This is a genomic window from Kocuria varians, from assembly GCF_006539885.1.
Lineage (GTDB): Bacteria > Actinomycetota > Actinomycetes > Actinomycetales > Micrococcaceae > Kocuria > Kocuria varians.
Window position 1 is genome coordinate 63,951 of sequence record NZ_BJNW01000007.1, and the last position, 14,838, is coordinate 78,788.

General features: G+C 72.4%; 17 protein-coding genes. 13 read left to right on the forward strand and 4 right to left on the reverse strand.

What is annotated here, in order from left to right; translation table 11 throughout:
* The first annotated feature begins 22 nt into the window (after window positions 1-22).
* The 5 genes from KVA01_RS05205 (at window position 23) to KVA01_RS05225 (ending at window position 3,821) form a co-directional block, all read left to right on the forward strand.
* Window positions 23-496 (forward strand): DUF805 domain-containing protein, encoded by a 474-nt coding sequence (locus tag KVA01_RS05205; protein ID WP_068467290.1) that lies wholly within the window; start codon window positions 23-25, stop codon window positions 494-496.
* Between the two features lie 100 nt (window positions 497-596).
* The gene (locus KVA01_RS05210) at window positions 597-983 is read left to right on the forward strand and encodes a DUF805 domain-containing protein (protein WP_141269206.1); all 387 of its coding nucleotides are present in this window, start codon (window positions 597-599) and stop codon (window positions 981-983) included.
* Window positions 984-1,219: 236 nt separating this feature from the next.
* Window positions 1,220-2,155: a metal ABC transporter substrate-binding protein gene (locus KVA01_RS05215; RefSeq protein WP_068467294.1), complete on the forward strand. Its 936-nt coding sequence runs from the start codon at window positions 1,220-1,222 to the stop codon at window positions 2,153-2,155.
* The gene (locus tag KVA01_RS05220) at window positions 2,152-2,955 is read left to right on the forward strand and encodes a metal ABC transporter ATP-binding protein (RefSeq protein ID WP_068467296.1); all 804 of its coding nucleotides are present in this window, start codon (window positions 2,152-2,154) and stop codon (window positions 2,953-2,955) included. The genes KVA01_RS05215 and KVA01_RS05220 overlap by 4 nt, the downstream gene beginning before the upstream one ends.
* A complete protein-coding gene (locus tag KVA01_RS05225; protein WP_068467297.1) occupies window positions 2,952-3,821 on the forward strand; it encodes a metal ABC transporter permease in 870 nt (289 codons plus the stop codon). The genes KVA01_RS05220 and KVA01_RS05225 overlap by 4 nt, the downstream gene beginning before the upstream one ends.
* A 32-nt stretch (window positions 3,822-3,853) precedes the next feature.
* On the opposite strand, the gene KVA01_RS05230 is transcribed toward KVA01_RS05225, so the two are convergent.
* Window positions 3,854-4,537 (reverse strand): metal-dependent transcriptional regulator, encoded by a 684-nt coding sequence (locus KVA01_RS05230; RefSeq protein ID WP_068467299.1) that lies wholly within the window; start codon window positions 4,535-4,537, stop codon window positions 3,854-3,856.
* Window positions 4,538-4,598: 61 nt separating this feature from the next.
* Between KVA01_RS05230 and KVA01_RS05235 the strand changes: the two genes are divergently transcribed.
* The 5 genes from KVA01_RS05235 (at window position 4,599) to KVA01_RS05255 (ending at window position 8,915) form a co-directional block, all read left to right on the forward strand.
* Window positions 4,599-4,895, forward strand: coding sequence for a hypothetical protein (locus KVA01_RS05235; RefSeq protein ID WP_068467301.1), 297 nt, complete (start codon window positions 4,599-4,601; stop codon window positions 4,893-4,895).
* An 88-nt stretch (window positions 4,896-4,983) separates the two neighbouring features.
* Complete coding sequence (locus KVA01_RS05240) at window positions 4,984-5,586, forward strand: TetR/AcrR family transcriptional regulator (RefSeq protein ID WP_141269208.1); 603 nt, start codon at window positions 4,984-4,986, stop codon at window positions 5,584-5,586.
* A 194-nt stretch (window positions 5,587-5,780) separates the two neighbouring features.
* The gene (locus tag KVA01_RS05245) at window positions 5,781-6,098 is read left to right on the forward strand and encodes a metal-sensitive transcriptional regulator (protein WP_068467306.1); all 318 of its coding nucleotides are present in this window, start codon (window positions 5,781-5,783) and stop codon (window positions 6,096-6,098) included.
* A gap of 62 nt (window positions 6,099-6,160) precedes the next feature.
* The gene (locus KVA01_RS05250; RefSeq protein ID WP_068467308.1) at window positions 6,161-6,370 is read left to right on the forward strand and encodes a heavy-metal-associated domain-containing protein; all 210 of its coding nucleotides are present in this window, start codon (window positions 6,161-6,163) and stop codon (window positions 6,368-6,370) included.
* Window positions 6,363-8,915 (forward strand): heavy metal translocating P-type ATPase, encoded by a 2,553-nt coding sequence (locus tag KVA01_RS05255; RefSeq protein WP_141269210.1) that lies wholly within the window; start codon window positions 6,363-6,365, stop codon window positions 8,913-8,915. The genes KVA01_RS05250 and KVA01_RS05255 overlap by 8 nt, the downstream gene beginning before the upstream one ends.
* A 193-nt stretch (window positions 8,916-9,108) precedes the next feature.
* Here the strand turns inward: KVA01_RS05255 and KVA01_RS05260 are convergent, their stop codons facing one another.
* The 3 genes from KVA01_RS05260 to pdxR all read right to left on the reverse strand — a co-directional run bounded on the left by KVA01_RS05260 (window position 9,109) and on the right by pdxR (window position 11,839).
* The gene (locus tag KVA01_RS05260; RefSeq protein ID WP_068467311.1) at window positions 9,109-9,549 is read right to left on the reverse strand and encodes a hypothetical protein; all 441 of its coding nucleotides are present in this window, start codon (window positions 9,547-9,549) and stop codon (window positions 9,109-9,111) included.
* A gap of 78 nt (window positions 9,550-9,627) precedes the next feature.
* Entirely contained in the window at window positions 9,628-10,269 is a 642-nt protein-coding gene (locus KVA01_RS05265) for a hypothetical protein (RefSeq protein WP_231860538.1), read from the reverse strand.
* 64 nt (window positions 10,270-10,333) lie between these two features.
* Window positions 10,334-11,839, reverse strand: coding sequence for a MocR-like pyridoxine biosynthesis transcription factor PdxR (pdxR, locus tag KVA01_RS05270; RefSeq protein ID WP_141269212.1), 1,506 nt, complete (start codon window positions 11,837-11,839; stop codon window positions 10,334-10,336).
* 112 nt (window positions 11,840-11,951) lie between these two features.
* Here pdxR and pdxS point away from each other — a divergent pair, with 112 nt between their 5' ends.
* From pdxS to KVA01_RS05285, 3 genes are all read left to right on the forward strand, one after another.
* Window positions 11,952-12,881, forward strand: a complete 930-nt coding sequence (gene pdxS, locus KVA01_RS05275; RefSeq protein WP_068467315.1) for a pyridoxal 5'-phosphate synthase lyase subunit PdxS — start codon at window positions 11,952-11,954, stop codon at window positions 12,879-12,881.
* Window positions 12,878-13,495, forward strand: a complete 618-nt coding sequence (pdxT, locus tag KVA01_RS05280) for a pyridoxal 5'-phosphate synthase glutaminase subunit PdxT (RefSeq protein ID WP_371858568.1) — start codon at window positions 12,878-12,880, stop codon at window positions 13,493-13,495. Before pdxS ends, pdxT begins: the two co-directional genes overlap by 4 nt.
* A gap of 200 nt (window positions 13,496-13,695) precedes the next feature.
* Window positions 13,696-14,829, forward strand: a complete 1,134-nt coding sequence (locus KVA01_RS05285; protein WP_068467318.1) for a trans-sulfuration enzyme family protein — start codon at window positions 13,696-13,698, stop codon at window positions 14,827-14,829.
* Window positions 14,830-14,838 lie beyond the last annotated feature (9 nt).

The following is a 14,838-nucleotide window of genomic DNA, read 5'->3' on the forward strand; positions in this document are numbered from 1 at the left end:
CCACCCCACGAGAAAGGCACCCATGAGCATCCCCCAGCAGTACGAGCCCCGAGCCACCCAGCCCGGCGAGCCCGTGGGCCCCCTGCGCGCCGTCGGCAACTACGTCCGCAAGGGCTTCCAGTTCTCCGGCCGCGCCTCGCGCTCCGAGTACTGGTGGATCGCCCTGTGGTCGCTCCTGGTGGGAGGCGTGCTCAAGTACGCACAGACCCAGAACGAGGACTGGATGGAGACCACCAACGCCCTCGGGAGCCTCGTGGGAGTCCTCCTGTCCCTGGTGCTCCTGGTCGTGGGGCTTCTCGTGGTCATCTTCAGCATCTCGCTGTCCGTCCGCCGCCTGCACGACTGCAACCTCTCCGGCTGGCTGTACCTGCTGATCCTCGTCCCCGTCCTGGGCTCCATCGCGCTGCTCATCATCGCCGCGCTGCCGCCGGACCCGCGGGGTGTGCGCTTCGACAACCCGAACCCGCGGCGCGTGCAGGAGAACGCGGCGGGCTGAGCCCCCGCTCGGAAAGTCCGCACGAACGAGGAAGGTGCCCCATGAACCCATTCCATGTCCTGGCGCGTCGTGCCGCTCAAGCCGGTGAGCCCGTGGGCCCGTGGGCCCGCTGAGGGCCGTCGGGAACTTCTTCCGGAAGGGAACCACTTTCTCCGGCCGGGCCTCACGGTCCGAGTACTGGTGGATCGCGCTGTACGTGGCGCTGCTCTCCGTGGTGCAGCAGGTGCTCCTAGACCGGCGCTCGAAGAAGCCTCACGCCCCGGAGAAGCAGCGGCACCAGCCCCGAGTACTGCCGGTGCTAGGAGCGCTCGCGGGCGTCACCGCGCTGGTCACCTGCAACGTCTCCCTGTCCGTGCGCCGGCTGCACGACGTGAACCGCTCCGGCTGGTGGTTCCTGCTGACCTTCATCCCGGGGCTGGGCACCGTGGCGCTGATGGTCCTGTCCTCGCTGCCATCCAACCCCCGGGGCGCGCGGTTCGACCGGTAGCGGCCCTGAGCTGTGGGGGCTTTGCACCCTGACTCCACCCGGTCTACGTGAGCGCCGGTTCTCGCCGACGCAGCCGGCAGACCGCGGGCGAGCGAGGACGACGCCGCTCGGCCCCTGCGCGGGCCGGGCGGCGTCGTCCGTCGTGTCGTCCTTGCCCCGCCCCACCCGCCTCACTAAAGTTCGGTGCACCGAACTTTAGAATTTCTCGATACGGAGCTCGATGCGGAGGAGGCGTCATGGCGGGGTGGGGAAACCGGTGGCGGGCGGTCGCGGCGGTGGCCGCGGGAGTGGTGATGCTGTGCGGGTGCTCAGGCACCCCGGAGGCCACGTCCGCCGGTGCCACGCACCACGACGGCAAGCCGACCGTCCTCACCACGTTCACCGTGCTCGCGGACATGGCGTCCGTCGTCGGCGGAGAGCATGTGACGGTGGAGTCCATCACCAAGCCCGGCGCGGAGATCCACGACTACGAGCCCACCCCCGCGGACGTGGGCAAGGCGTCCCAGGCGCAGCTGATCCTCGACAACGGGCTCGGGCTCGAGCACTGGCTCGGGCAGTTCGTGGCCTCCGCCAACGTGCCGCACGCCGTGGTGTCCGACGGCGTGGAACCCATGGACATCGCGGACCGCCCCGGCACCCCGAACCCGCACGCGTGGATGAGCCCCACGAACGGGCAGCGCTACGTGGACAACATCGTCACGGCCCTGAGCAACCTGGACCCCGAGCACGCCGAGCAGTTCCGCGAGAACGGCACAGCGTACAAGGCGCAGCTGGAGAAGGTGGGTACCGATCTGAAGAACCGCCTGGCCGAGCTGCCCTCCCAGCAGCGCGCCCTGGTCACGTGCGAGGGCGCCTTCTCCTACCTCGCACGGGATGCCGGGTTGAGCGAGCACTACCTGTGGCCCGTCAATGCGGAGCAGGAGGCCGGGCCGCAGGAGCTGCGCAGGGCCATCGACGTCGTGGGACGAGACCGCGTGCCCGCCGTGTTCTGCGAGTCGACCGTCTCGGACCACCAGATGAAGCAGGTCGTGGAGGCCACCGGCGCCACGTTCGGCGGCACCCTCTACGTGGACTCGCTGTCCGAGAAGGACGGCCCCGTGCCCACGTACCTCGACCTGCTGCGCCACGACGCCGAGACCATCGCCCGCGGTCTCACCGGGGAGAAGCGGTGAGGCCCGCGGTGCAGGCGCGCGGCGTCGTCGTCGACTACGGCAGCGTGCGCGCCCTGGACGGCGTGGACCTGACCATCCGGCCCGGGTGCGTCACGGGGCTCGTGGGGATGAACGGGTCCGGGAAGTCCACGCTGCTCAAGGCCGTGACAGGAACCGTGCGCCCGGACGCCGGGACCGTGGAGGTGGCCGGCGGCAGCCCCCGCGAGGCACGCCGGAAGGGCCTGATCGGGTACGTGCCGCAGAGCGAGGACGTGGACTGGTCCTTTCCGCTGTCCGTGCGGGACGTGGTGATGACCGGGCGCTACGGCCGCATGGGGTTCACGCGGCGAGCGCTCCCGGCGGACCGGGACGCCGTGGCGGACGCCCTGGAGCGCGTGGAGCTGACCGACCTCGCCCGGCGGCAGATCGGCAGGCTCTCCGGAGGGCAGCGCAAGCGCGTGTTCGTGGCGCGCGCCATCGCCCAGGGAGCCCGGATCATGCTCCTGGACGAGCCGTTCGCCGGCGTGGACAAGCGCAGCGAGGCGACCATCGTGGGCCTGCTCCACGACCTCGCCGCGCGCGGCTGCGCCGTGGTGGTCGCCACCCACGACCTGCAGGCCCTGCCCGAACTCGCCCAGGAAGTGGTGCTGCTGCGCCGCCGAGTGCTCTTCCACGGGCCCGTGGCGCAGGGCCTCGCGCCCGAGAACCTCGTGCGCACCTTCGGCCTGGACGTCATGGCGCGCCCCGGGGACGACGACGCCGCGCCCCCGGAGACCGCGCCCGGCACCGTCCAGACCCCGCCGTGGGAGGAGAACGCATGAACCTCGTGGAGCTGCTCGCGGAACCGTTGACGTACGAGTTCATGCTGCGCGCCATGGTCACCACGGTGGCCGCGGCGGCGGTGTGCTCGGTGCTCTCGTGCTGGCTCGTGCTCGTGGGCTGGTCGCTCATGGGGGACGCCGTCTCCCACGCGGTGCTGCCCGGCGTGGTGCTCGCCTACATCCTGGGGATCCCGTTCACGGTGGGTGCGATCGTGGCGGGTGTGCTCGCGGTGGTGCTGATCGGGGGTCTGCGCGGGACCAGCAGGGTCAAGGAGGACGCCTCGATCGGGATCGTGTTCACGGCCATGTTTGCGCTCGGGCTCGTGCTCATCTCGGTCACCCCGAGCCAGACGAGCCTGAGCCACATCGTGTTCGGCAACGTGCTGGGCATCTCCGCGGCGGAGCAGCTGCAGATCTGCGTGCTCGCGGCGGTGGGGCTGCTCGTCATGGTGCTCAAGCGGCGCGACCTCACCCTGTACGCCTTCGACCCCCTGCACGCGCACGCGATCGGACTGTCCCCGGCGCGCCTCGGTGCGCTGCTGCTCGGCCTGCTCGCGGTGACCTCGGTGGCCGCGCTGCAGGTGGTGGGGGTGGTGCTCGTGGTCGCCATGCTCATCATCCCCGGCGCCACCGCGCACCTGCTTACCGACCGCTTCGGTGTGATGCTGCTGCTCGCCCCGGGCATCTCCGTGGCCTCCTCGGTGACCGGGATCTACCTCAGCTACTGGCTCGACGCCTCCCCCGGCGGACTCGTGGTGCTGGTCCACGCGGGCGTCTTCGCGCTGGCCTACCTGCTCAGCCCCGCGCACGGGGTGCTGGGCCGCAGACTCGCGGCACGACGTCGCCGTCGGGCGTTGGCGGGGTAGGGCACCAGGGCAGGCCCTCTCGCGACTCCAACTCAGGCATTGTGGGAGAGCGACACCCACACCGCGTCCGTGGCGGTCTGTCCGAGGGCCACACTGTGGGCGCCGTCGTCCAGCACGGCCTGGACGGACTCCGAGTACGGGCCGCTGGAGTGGATGTCCAGGGGGACGCCCACGCCGATCCCGTTGTCCGCGAAGAAACGCAGCAGCTCCGAGTCCCGGTCCGAGATCCGTTCCACGCGCACGCGGGTGCCGTCGGGAACCGTGGAGAGGGAGACCGCGTCCGGGGAGGTGACGGTGCCGTCCCGCGCGGGGATCGGGTCGCCGTGGGGGTCGCGTGCGGGGTGGCCCAGGAGGTCGTCCAGGCGGTCGATCATGAAGTCGGACGCCGCGTGCTCCAGGTGCTCGGCCTCGTCGTGGACCTGGTCCCAGCGGTAGCCGAGCGTCTCCACGAGGAACGTCTCGATGAGGCGGTGACGGCGCACCATCTCCACCGCGAGCGCGCGGCCCTGCTCGGTGAGCTCGATGGCGCCGTAGGGACTGTGCGCCACGAGCCCCTGCTCCGTGAGCCGCTTGAGGGCGTCCGAGACGGTGGACTGGCGCAGCCCCACCTGGGCCGCCACGGCGGAGGTGGTGACGGGGTCCGCGGACCACTCCCCCAGGTTCCAGATGGCCCTCAGGTAGTTCTGGTGGCTCACCGACAGTTTCGCGACGGACATGGTGGGAGACTAACAAGAAGCCGGGCCGGCCCGGGCGGTCGAATGCGAGCCAGGGGGTTCCGTGGACAGGACCAGCAAGGCCCAGTGGAAGGCGATCTTCCTCAACCTCCTGAGCGGGGTCTGCGGCCCCCTCGGCATCTTCCTGTTCGTCACCCACCACCCGGTCCTGGGAGCGGCAGCGGTCCTGACCAGCCTTGGCATGGCAAGAATGGCCGGCACCATCCGGCAGGACGGCGCCATCGACGAGGCGATGGAGGCCAAGGCGGAGTGGGACCGCAACCACCCGGACGAGGCCCAAGAACCGGAGGAGCCCACCGCCCAGGATCCCGAGACACCCGGCCCCACCACCAGGCTCTGACTGCACCCACCGGGGCGCGCAAGGCGAGCACCGGGGCACGCGCCGCGGGCTCCGGGGCCGCGCCGCGGCGTCGTCGTAGCCTGGAAGCATGGACGACACGGCCCCCGACCCCTCCCCCGAACGCCCGGCCGACATCCGCGTGGCCCACACGCGCAGGGCGATCCGCGAGGCCTGCCTGCAGCTGCTGGGCACCCAGGACGTCCGCAGCCTCACCGTCTCCCAGCTGTGCAAGGAGGCCGGAGTCTCCCGCGCGAGCTTCTACCAGCACTACACGGGGCTGGACGACGTCTACGCGGACATCGTGCGCCAGGAGCTCGCCCGCACGGCGAAGGACCTCGAGGCCTCCGAGGACACCCCCGGCCACGACCCCCTGGAACGCCTCGTGAGCTACGTCCACGCGCGCGGCACGGGCCCGGTGGTCATGATCACCAACCCGGTGCTGGCAACCCGCGTGCGCCCGCTCGTGGAGCAGTGGCTCACGGAGCGGATCGCCCGGGCCTCCTACGCCGCGGAGCTCGCGGACCTGGACACCGACCGGCGCGCACGGGCCTACTTCGTGGCCGGCGGCCTCACCACCCTGCTCGGACGGCAGGCCCGCGGGGCGACGGCGTCTGCGAGCCCGGCGGAGATCACCCGACTGATCCGCGCCTCCATGAGGACGGTCCTGCACCCGGACGACGCCGCCCACTGAGTGCCCGGCGCGGAGCTACGGTTCGCGGCGGGGCTCGCCACCGCTCAGGGTCTGAGCCCGGCATCAGGGCCGGTAGTCGAGTCCCGCGGTCAGGCCCGGGCGGGCGCCCCGGACCCCACGGCGACGCCGCACGCGCACCTCGTGTGCCCGGCATCACGTTGTTCGCATACCCCCCTAGGGTATAGGTTCGAGGCATGAGCACAGCAGAGACCCCCACCCGCGGCTACGCCCAGGACAAGGCCGCCTATGCCCGGCGCCTCAAGCGCATCGAGGGCCAGGTGCGCGGCATCCAGCGCATGGTGGAGGAGGACGCCTACTGCATCGACGTCCTCACCCAGATCTCCGCGATCCAGTCCGCCCTGAAGTCCGTGAGCCTGGGCCTCATGGAGGAGCACCTGGGCCACTGCGTCAAGCACGCCGTGGAGCACGCCCACGACACCGGGGACACCTCGGACATGGACGCCAAGCTCGCGGAGGCCAACGCCGCGATCGCCCGTCTGGTCAAGAGCTGACCGCTCACCCCGAACCCCACAGGGCCCACCCGGTCCTTCCCCCGAGCACCAAGGAGAACATCATGACCACCACCGTGAACGTTGCCGGGATGACCTGCGGCCACTGCGTCTCGTCCGTGAAGGAGGAGCTCGCGGAGGTTCCCGGTGTGACCGCCGTGGACGTGGACCTGCACTCCGGCGGGGTCTCGCCCGTGACCATCGAGAGCAGCCGCGAGCTGGCTCCCGCGGAGATCACGGAGGCCGTAGCGGAAGCGGGGTACAGCGTTGCCTGATCCCACCACGTCCTCCACCCCCACCATCGACCGGGAGGTCCACGGGCCCCTGCGGGAGCTGGACCTCCAGATCACCGGCATGACCTGCGCGTCCTGTGTGGGCCGGATCGAGCGCAAGCTCAGCAAGATCGACGGCGTGAAGCCCTCGGTCAACCTGGCGCTCGAGTCCGCATCCGTGCAGGTCCCGCGGGACGTCTCGGACGAGCAGATCCTCGACACCGTCAAGCGCGCCGGCTACCAGGCCACGATCACCGGCGGGGCGCAGCCCTCCGGTTCCGACGCCCCGACCACGTCCGCCACGGGCGGCGGCTCCGGGACGGGCGGCACGGCGTCGTCGTCCGCGGCGGACGGCGCCGCACCGCGTCCGGAGCCCGGGGACGACGACGCCGCGCGCGCCCGCGCACCCCGCCCCACCGCGAGTTCCGGGTCACCGCGCACCGCGGAGGCCCCCACACCGGCCGGGGACACCCGCACCGGCCGCCCCTCCGGCTCCGGCGACCAGCCGGACGCCCCCGAGCGTTCGGCAACCCCCGCGAACGAGCACCGCGACCCCGCCGCGGAGGTGACCCCCGCCCAGCGCCGGATGGACGACCTCAGGAAGCGCTTCTGGGTGGCCGCGGCGTTCTCCGTGCCCGTGTTCGTGATGTCCATGGTCCCGGGCACCCAATTCCCGCACTGGGGCTGGGTGGCCGCCGTGCTGGCGCTGCCCGTGGTCACGTGGGCGGCCTGGCCGTTCCACCGGGCCACCGCCGTGAACGCGCGGCACCTGTCCACGACCATGGACACGCTCGTGTCCCTGGGCGTGGCCGCCGCATACCTCTTCTCCCTGTGGCACCTGGTCGCCGATCCCGGCATGACGGCAGACGCCCACCTCGGCATGCCCATGGACATGTCCGGGCACCAGCTCTACTTCGAGTCCGCCGCGCTCGTCACCACGTTCCTCCTGCTGGGCCGTTGGCTGGAGGCACGCGCCAAGTCCCGCTCCGGCGAGGCCCTGAAGGCGTTGCTGGACCTGGGCGCGCAGCAGGCGACGGTCGTCGCCCAGGACGGCACCGAGCGCACCGTGCCGGTGGCCGAGCTGCAGGTCGGGGACACCTTCGTGGTGCGACCGGGCGAGAAGATCGCCACGGATGCCGTGGTCGTGGAGGGCGAGTCCGCCGTGGACGCCTCCATGCTCACCGGGGAATCCGTCCCCGTGGAGGTGGGCCCCGGGGACAAGCTGACCGGCGCCACCGTGAACACCACGGGCCGCCTGCTCGCCCGCGCCACGCACGTGGGGTCGGACACCGTCCTCGCGTCCATGAGCCGCACCGTGGCCCGCGCCCAGGCAACCAAGGCCCCCGTGGCGCGGCTCGCGGACAAGATCTCGTCCGTGTTCGTCCCGGTGGTCATGGGGATCGCCCTGCTGACACTCGTGGTCTGGCTGCTCGTGACCGGTGACCTCAACCGCGCGTTCGTTGCGGCGGTCTCCGTGCTCGTGATCGCGTGCCCCTGTGCCCTGGGCCTGGCGACCCCCACCGCCATGCTCACCGGCACCGGCCGCGGCGCCCAGCTGGGCATCCTCATCACCTCCGCGGAGGTGCTCGAGGACACCCGCTCCGTGGACACCGTGGTGCTCGACAAGACCGGCACCGTGACCCACGGGGACATGGCGGTGAGCGGCGTGACCCCGCTGAACTCGTGGTCCCGGGACCAGGTCCTGGACCTCGCGGCGGCCGTGGAGCGCTACTCGGAGCACCCGATCGCGCAGGCCATCGCTGCGGCCACGCCGCACCGCTACGAGGTCTCCCGCTTCGAGTCCGCCCCGGGCGGAGGCGTCCGCGGATATGTCCCGGACGGCATGAACGCCCGGCACGTGGTGGTGGGCCGCGAGTCGTGGCTGGCCAGGAACGGGGTCATGCTCGACGCCCAGGAGACCGAGGCGCTGCGCCTCGCCCGCCAGAACGGTTCCACGACCATCCTGGTGGCCATCGACGGCCGTCTGGCCGGCTTCGTGGACCTGCAGGACACCGTCAAGGAGGAGGCCCCGGGGGCCATCGCCGAGCTGCGCCGGCTGGGCCTGCGCCCGGTGCTGCTCACCGGTGACAACGCCGCCGTGGCACGTTCGGTGGCCGCCCGCGTGGGCATCGGCGAGCAGGACGTGATCGCGGACGTCACCCCGGACGGCAAGGTCCGGGCCATCGAAGACCTGCAGGCGCAGGGTCACGTGGTGGCCATGGTGGGCGACGGCGTCAACGACGCCCCCGCGCTCACCCGCGCGGACCTGGGCATCGCCATGGGCTCCGGCACGGACGCCGCCATGCAGGCCGCGGACATCACCGTGGTCCGCAGCGAGCTGACCGCCGTTCCCCTGGCCATCCGGCTGTCCCGCAAGACGCTGGGAACCATCAAGTCCAACCTGTTCTGGGCCTTCGCCTACAACACGGTGGCCATCCCGGTGGCGGCCCTGGGCCTGCTGAACCCGATGGTGGCCGGTGCGGCCATGGCGTTCAGCTCGGTGTTCGTGGTCCTCAACTCGCTGCGGCTGAGGCGGTTCGCCCGCTGAGCCTGGCAGGGCCGGACCAGCTCTGGCCCCGCCGGGCCGCCCCTGCGGCGCCCGGGACTCGCCGACCCCGGCGCACGCCGCCCGATGCCGCGCTGCCACCAGATGGCACCCACGGAAACGGCCCCGGAGAACCTCAGGTTCTCCGGGGCAGTTCGTGTGTGCTGGAACAGGGCCCGTGCACGTCAGGCGGTGCTCAGCGGGCGCTCGAGCCCGGCTCCTCGCCGGTGGTGTCCGGGCGCACGCGCTGGCCGAACTCCGGTTCGTCAGTGGTCGCGGCGGGGCGCTCCGCGGTGCCGCTGGCGGCGTCGTTCTGAGTGCGGGCCCGCTCGGCCTCGCGCCGGGCCTTGTTCTCCGCGAAGATCTTGGCGGAGGAGCGGTTCACACCGGTGCCCTGGCCGAGCTCCTCGGCGTTGGGCTTCTCGAGCAGCATGAGGGTGGCGCACACGACCACCGAGGCGATGAAGGCGATGCCCGCCGCGATCAGGCCCAGGCCCACACGTGCGGTGTTCTCGGTGCCGCCCGCGGCGACGGTGGAGACGACCACGAAGGCGACGACCGCGAGGACCACGGAGATGACCAGGGGGCCCTTGATGTCGGTTTTGCGTCGGCCGTCGTGCTCACTGCGCTGGGCCACGTGATTCCTCCTGGCGGTGCTCTCGGTGTGGTGCGGGAGCGGGTGACGCCCGTCAACCCGACATGTCAGTCTACGCGGTCAGGCCGTGCGTTCCGGGCCCCGAGGGGCCTCGTCCGCCGCCCGCGCGTCGTGGCGCAGGCTCAGCGCGGCGATCAGCTGGCTCACGCCGATGAGGATGGCGGCACCGCCGGCGATCCCGAGCTCCGCCTTGGTCCCCAGGGGCTCCACGAGCACCATGCCCATGGCCGCGAACACGCTGACCACGCCGCACAGGGTCCAGTCGCGGCCGAGCGGGAACTCGTGCCGGAAGCGCATGCCCAGGACCAGTTCCGTGATCCCGCACAGCCCCAGGATCACCGCGGAGCACAGGACGAACAGCCAGTCGCTGCCGGCGACGACCGCCGTGAGTGCCCCGCCGAGCACGTACAGCACGCCGTAGGACTGGGGGATGCTGCGGCTCGCACCCAGGTCCACGTCCTCGCGGCGGTTCAGGCGCATCTGCAGGAAGACCGCGGAGACACCCGTGCCCACCAGGAAGAACGCCATGACCCAGCGCCCGCCCTCCAGGGTGGGCCGCTGCCAGAACACGGTCACGGCCGCGAAGACCAGGGCGACGACGGCCCGCAGCAGCGTGGGCGCCCACAGGTCGTGGCGCACGTCCGCCCCCGCGGGGCGGTTGCGGGCCTCCCCGCCGTGCGGTGCGGAAATCTGCTCGGGCACGCTGGAACTCCTGATCTGCCGTGGTGGTCCCGCCCAGTCTAACGAGAGGGGCCCCGGGAGTTCCCTAGGAGCCGGCCGCCCGGCGCAGGATCGCGCGCAGCACGGCGGTGCCGCGCGTCAGCTCCTCGTCGGACACCGTCAGCCCCAGCACGAGCCCCTCCGCCGACGGCGACGACGCGGCCCCGCCTCCCGGCCCCGCCTCACCGGGACGCGCGGTCCAGTACCCCCGCAGCCCGCTCACGAGCACCCCTCTCTCCTGTGCCTCGCCGAGCACACGGTCCTCGTCCCGCACCTCCACGACCGCGTGCGCTCCCCCGGCCATGGGCACCACGGCCGCCCCGGGAAGGTCGGCGAGCGCGGTGGCGACGAGCGAGCGGCGTCGTCGGAAGGAGCGGCGCATCCGGGCGGTGTGGCGCTGGAACTCGCCGGAGGCCATGAACCGGGCGAGCGCGTCCTGGGCCACGAGGGACACGGGAGACCCCAGGGCGGCGCGGGTCTCCAGCAGCGCGGGCAGCAGCGGCGCGGGCGCCACGAGGTGCCCGAGGGCCGCGGAGCCGCCCAGCACCTTGGCGAAGCTGCCGAGGGTGACCACGGTGTCCCCCGCGGCATCCAGGGCACCGAGGGCGGGCAGGGGCTGGCCGGTGTGGCGCAGCTCGGAGTCGTAGTCGTCCTCGACCACCACCGCGCCGTGCTCACGGGCCCAGGCGAGGAGCTCGAGGCGACGGCTCACGGGCATGGTGCCGCCCAGCGGGTACTGGTGCCCGGGGGTGACCACCAGGACGTCCGGGGGCACGGCGACGTCCCACCGACCGTCACCACCCCAGCAGCCGGCGGGGAGCACGGCGGGGTCCAGCCCGTGGTGGTCCACCGCCACGGGCAGCGCGAGATGCCCGGCGGCCTCGACCACGCGCCGCAGCGCGGGGTAGCCGGGGTTCTCCACGGCCACGCGCAGGATCCTGCGGCGGGCAACGCCGAGCACGCGGAGCACGAGCTGCAGCCCGTCCCGCACGCCCGCGGTCACCAGGATCTCCTCCGGTGCGCGGACGATCCCGCGGTTCAGCCGCAGGTGGTCGGAGAGGTGCGCCTGGAGGGAGGTCCCCGCCCCGAGACCCCGGGCGGTGGCGCCGGCGGCGTCCCGCCACGCGCCGCGCCAGGCGGGGGTGTCCAGCGCGGTGACGGGCCCGGCGCCGGGGCGCAGGTCGATCACCCGGGCCCCCTTCTCGGGTGCCGCGACCACGGCGGGGGCACCGGGGACGGGGGCGGGCGGCGTCGTCGTCGAACGGGACGACGACGGCGCCGGCACCGGGGACAGCGACGGCGTGATCCGCGTGGCCCCCCGGTCCGCGACCAGGTAGCCCTCCCCGGTGAGCACGTCCCAGGTCGCCGTGACCGTACCGCGGGAGATGCCGAGCCGGGCGGCGAGCGCCCGGGAGGACGGCAGCGGGTCGCCGGGATGCAGCACACCCCGCGCCACGAGGTCGCGAATCTGCCGCACGAGCTGTTCCCCCAGGGGCACCTCGGAGGCCCGGTCCGCGGTGAGGGGAAGGTCCGCATCCCGGGGATGGCGCACGGGGACTCCTTGTGCTCGCTGACAGTCGATGCCACGACCGCCCGGCGTGGACCAGTCGTTTCGGTCAATTATGGCCCTACCACTGGACCACTCCCCGGACGACGATGGACCCATGACTGAATCGACCCGCACCTCGGACCAGAACCCCACCCCCGTGACCGGCTCGCCGCTGGTGAAGCGCGGCCTCGCGGACATGCTCAAGGGTGGCGTGATCATGGACGTGGTCACCCCGGACCAGGCGCGGATCGCCGAGGACGCCGGCGCCGTGGCCGTCATGGCGCTCGAGCGGGTCCCCGCGGACATCCGCTCCCAGGGCGGCGTGGCGCGCATGAGCGACCCGGACCTGATCGAGCAGATCATCGACACCGTCTCCATCCCCGTGATGGCCAAGGCGCGGATCGGGCACTTCGTGGAGGCCCAGGTGCTGCAGCACCTCAAGGTGGACTACATCGACGAGTCCGAGGTGCTCTCCCCCGCGGACTACGTCAACCACATCGACAAGCACCGCTTCGACGTCCCGTTCGTGTGCGGCGCCACCAACCTGGGCGAGGCGCTGCGCCGGATCACCGAGGGCGCGGCCATGATCCGCTCCAAGGGCGAGGCCGGCACCGGGGACGTCTCCGAGGCCACCAAGCACATCCGCACCATCCGCGCGCAGATCGCGGAGCTGCAGGCCGTCTACGCCGCCGCCCCGGACGCGCTCTACGTCAAGGCCAAGGAGCTGCAGGCGCCGTACGACCTCGTGGCCGAGGTGGCCCGCACCGGCTCCCTGCCCGTCGTGCTCTTCACGGCCGGCGGCGTGGCCACCCCGGCGGACGCCGCCATGATGATGCAGCTCGGCGCGGACGGCGTGTTCGTGGGCTCGGGCATCTTCAAGTCCGGCAACCCCGCCGAGCGCGCCCGCGCGATCGTCGCGGCGACCGCCTACTACGACGACCCCGCCCGCATCGCGGAGGCCTCCCGCGGCCTGGGCGAGGCCATGGTCGGCATCAACGTCTCGGACCTCCCGGCCCCGCACCGTCTCGCGGAGCGCGGTTGGTGAGCGGCTCCCCCGGATCCGCGGCACCGGTGGTCGGCGTGCTGGCCCTGCAGGGCGGGGTGGTCGAGCACATGCGTGCCGCGGAATCCTTGGGCGCCCGCGCGGTCAAGGTGCGCGCCCCCGAGGACCTGCAGGCCCTCGACGCCCTGATCCTCCCCGGCGGCGAGTCCTCCACCGTGGACCGGCTGTGCCGCACGTTCGGACTTTTCGAGCCGCTGCGGGACGCGATCCGCGGCGGGCTGCCCACGCTGGGAACGTGCGCCGGGCTGATCATGCTGTCCTCGCAGATCGAGGACCCGGCGCCGGGCCAGCAGTCCCTGGGGGTCCTGGACGTGACCGTGAACCGCAACGCGTTCGGTTCGCAGGTGGCCTCCGAGGAGGTGGCGCTGGACTGGCTGGCCCCCGACCCCGCGAGCGGAGCGGAGGGCGCCACCGTGCGCGCCGCCTTCATCCGGGCACCGGAGGTCACGCGCACGGGAGAGGGCGTGGAGGTCCTCGCCCGCCACCGCGGGGCCGTGGTGGCGGTGCGCCAGGGCAGCGTGCTCGGCATCAGCTTCCACCCCGAGCTCACCGGGGACACAACCCTGCACCGGACGCTGCTCGACGCCGTCGGCTAAGCCTGCGGCCCGCTCGGGTCGCGGGGGCCAAGACGGTTCCCCACGACCGCCGCGCGGGTGCCGTGGAACCGGACCGCGGCACCCGCGCGGGCGGCACCCGGGCACATCCCCGCACCGCGTCTTCTGACGCAACACATCTCGCTTTACGGTGCTGGAACGGTGCAGACCTGACTCCCTTGACCACTTCGACGGAGGACTCCTTGCCCGGCTTCACCACCCGCACCATCCACGCGCTCCACGACGTCAGCCTGGGCGCGGTGGTGCCTCCGATCTACACGGCGTCGACCTTCCTGCAGCCCACCGAGGGCGGTGAGGGCCCGTTCGAGTACCAGCGCGGCTCCAACCCCACCCGCACAGACGCGGAGACCACGCTGGCCGCTCTGGAGGGTGCCCGGCACTCCTTCGCCTTCGCCACGGGCATGGCGGCGACCGGCGCGGTGCTCGGCACCCTGAGCTCCGGTGACTCCGTGATCATGGGTCTGCCGGTCTACGGCGGCAACTACCGCTGGGCCACCATCGAGCTGCCCAAGCGCGGTGTGACCACCCACTTCCACGACGACCTCAACGGCCTCTCGGACGAGGACTTCGACGAGAGCACCCGCATCGTGTTCCTCGAGACTCCCTCCAACCCCACGCTGCGTGTGACGGACATCCGCCGCGTCGTGGATCTGGCCCACCGCCACGGCGCCCTGGTGGTCGTGGACAACACGTTCCTCACCCCGTACCTGCAACGACCGCTCGAGCTCGGCGCGGACGTCACCGTCCAGTCCGCCACCAAGTACCCGGGCGGGCACGCGGACCTGTTGGGCGGCGTGGTGAGCACGAACGACGACCCCCTGGCCGAGCAGGTGCACCTGGCCCAGATGGTCTCGGGCGGGGTGCTCTCCCCCATCGACTCCTACCGGCTGATCCAGTCCGTGAAGACCCTCGGGATCCGCCTGGACCGGCAGCAGGAGAACACGCGGCGCGTGGTCGAGTTCCTGCGCGGCCGTGACGAGGTCGCCCGGGTGCTCGTCCCCGGCTCCTACAGCGACGCCGAGGCGCGCATCCAGGAGGGCCAGGCGGACGGCCCCGGCGCCCTGTTCTCCTTCGAGCTCACCCCGGACAAGGACGTCCGCGCCTTCCTGGGGGCACTGAAGGTCTTCGGTTTCGCGGTGAGCCTGGGCGGCATCGAGTCCCTGATCTGCCTGCCCACGTCCATGACCCACGGGGCATATTCCTCCGAGGACCGCGAGCTCGCCCACCTGACCGAGAACCTGCTGCGCGTGGCCGTGGGGATCGAGGACGTCGAGGATCTTCTCGCGGACCTCGCCCAGGCCCTCGACGCCGCCTGAGCACCGGGA

What these genes read in the sequence shown, in the direction of transcription:
- KVA01_RS05240 (WP_141269208.1), top strand. Translation starts at nt 4,984, where the DNA reads ATGGACGACACGGCCCCCGACCCCTCCCCCGAACGCCCGGCCGACATC.
- KVA01_RS05215 (WP_068467294.1), top strand. Translation starts at nt 1,220, where the DNA reads ATGGCGGGGTGGGGAAACCGGTGGCGGGCGGTCGCGGCGGTGGCCGCG.
- pdxS (WP_068467315.1), top strand. Translation starts at nt 11,952, where the DNA reads ATGACTGAATCGACCCGCACCTCGGACCAGAACCCCACCCCCGTGACC.
- KVA01_RS05230 (WP_068467299.1), bottom strand. Translation starts at nt 4,537, where the DNA reads ATGTCCGTCGCGAAACTGTCGGTGAGCCACCAGAACTACCTGAGGGCC.
- KVA01_RS05250 (WP_068467308.1), top strand. Translation starts at nt 6,161, where the DNA reads ATGACCACCACCGTGAACGTTGCCGGGATGACCTGCGGCCACTGCGTC.
- KVA01_RS05245 (WP_068467306.1), top strand. Translation starts at nt 5,781, where the DNA reads ATGAGCACAGCAGAGACCCCCACCCGCGGCTACGCCCAGGACAAGGCC.
- KVA01_RS05225 (WP_068467297.1), top strand. Translation starts at nt 2,952, where the DNA reads ATGAACCTCGTGGAGCTGCTCGCGGAACCGTTGACGTACGAGTTCATG.
- KVA01_RS05205 (WP_068467290.1), top strand. Translation starts at nt 23, where the DNA reads ATGAGCATCCCCCAGCAGTACGAGCCCCGAGCCACCCAGCCCGGCGAG.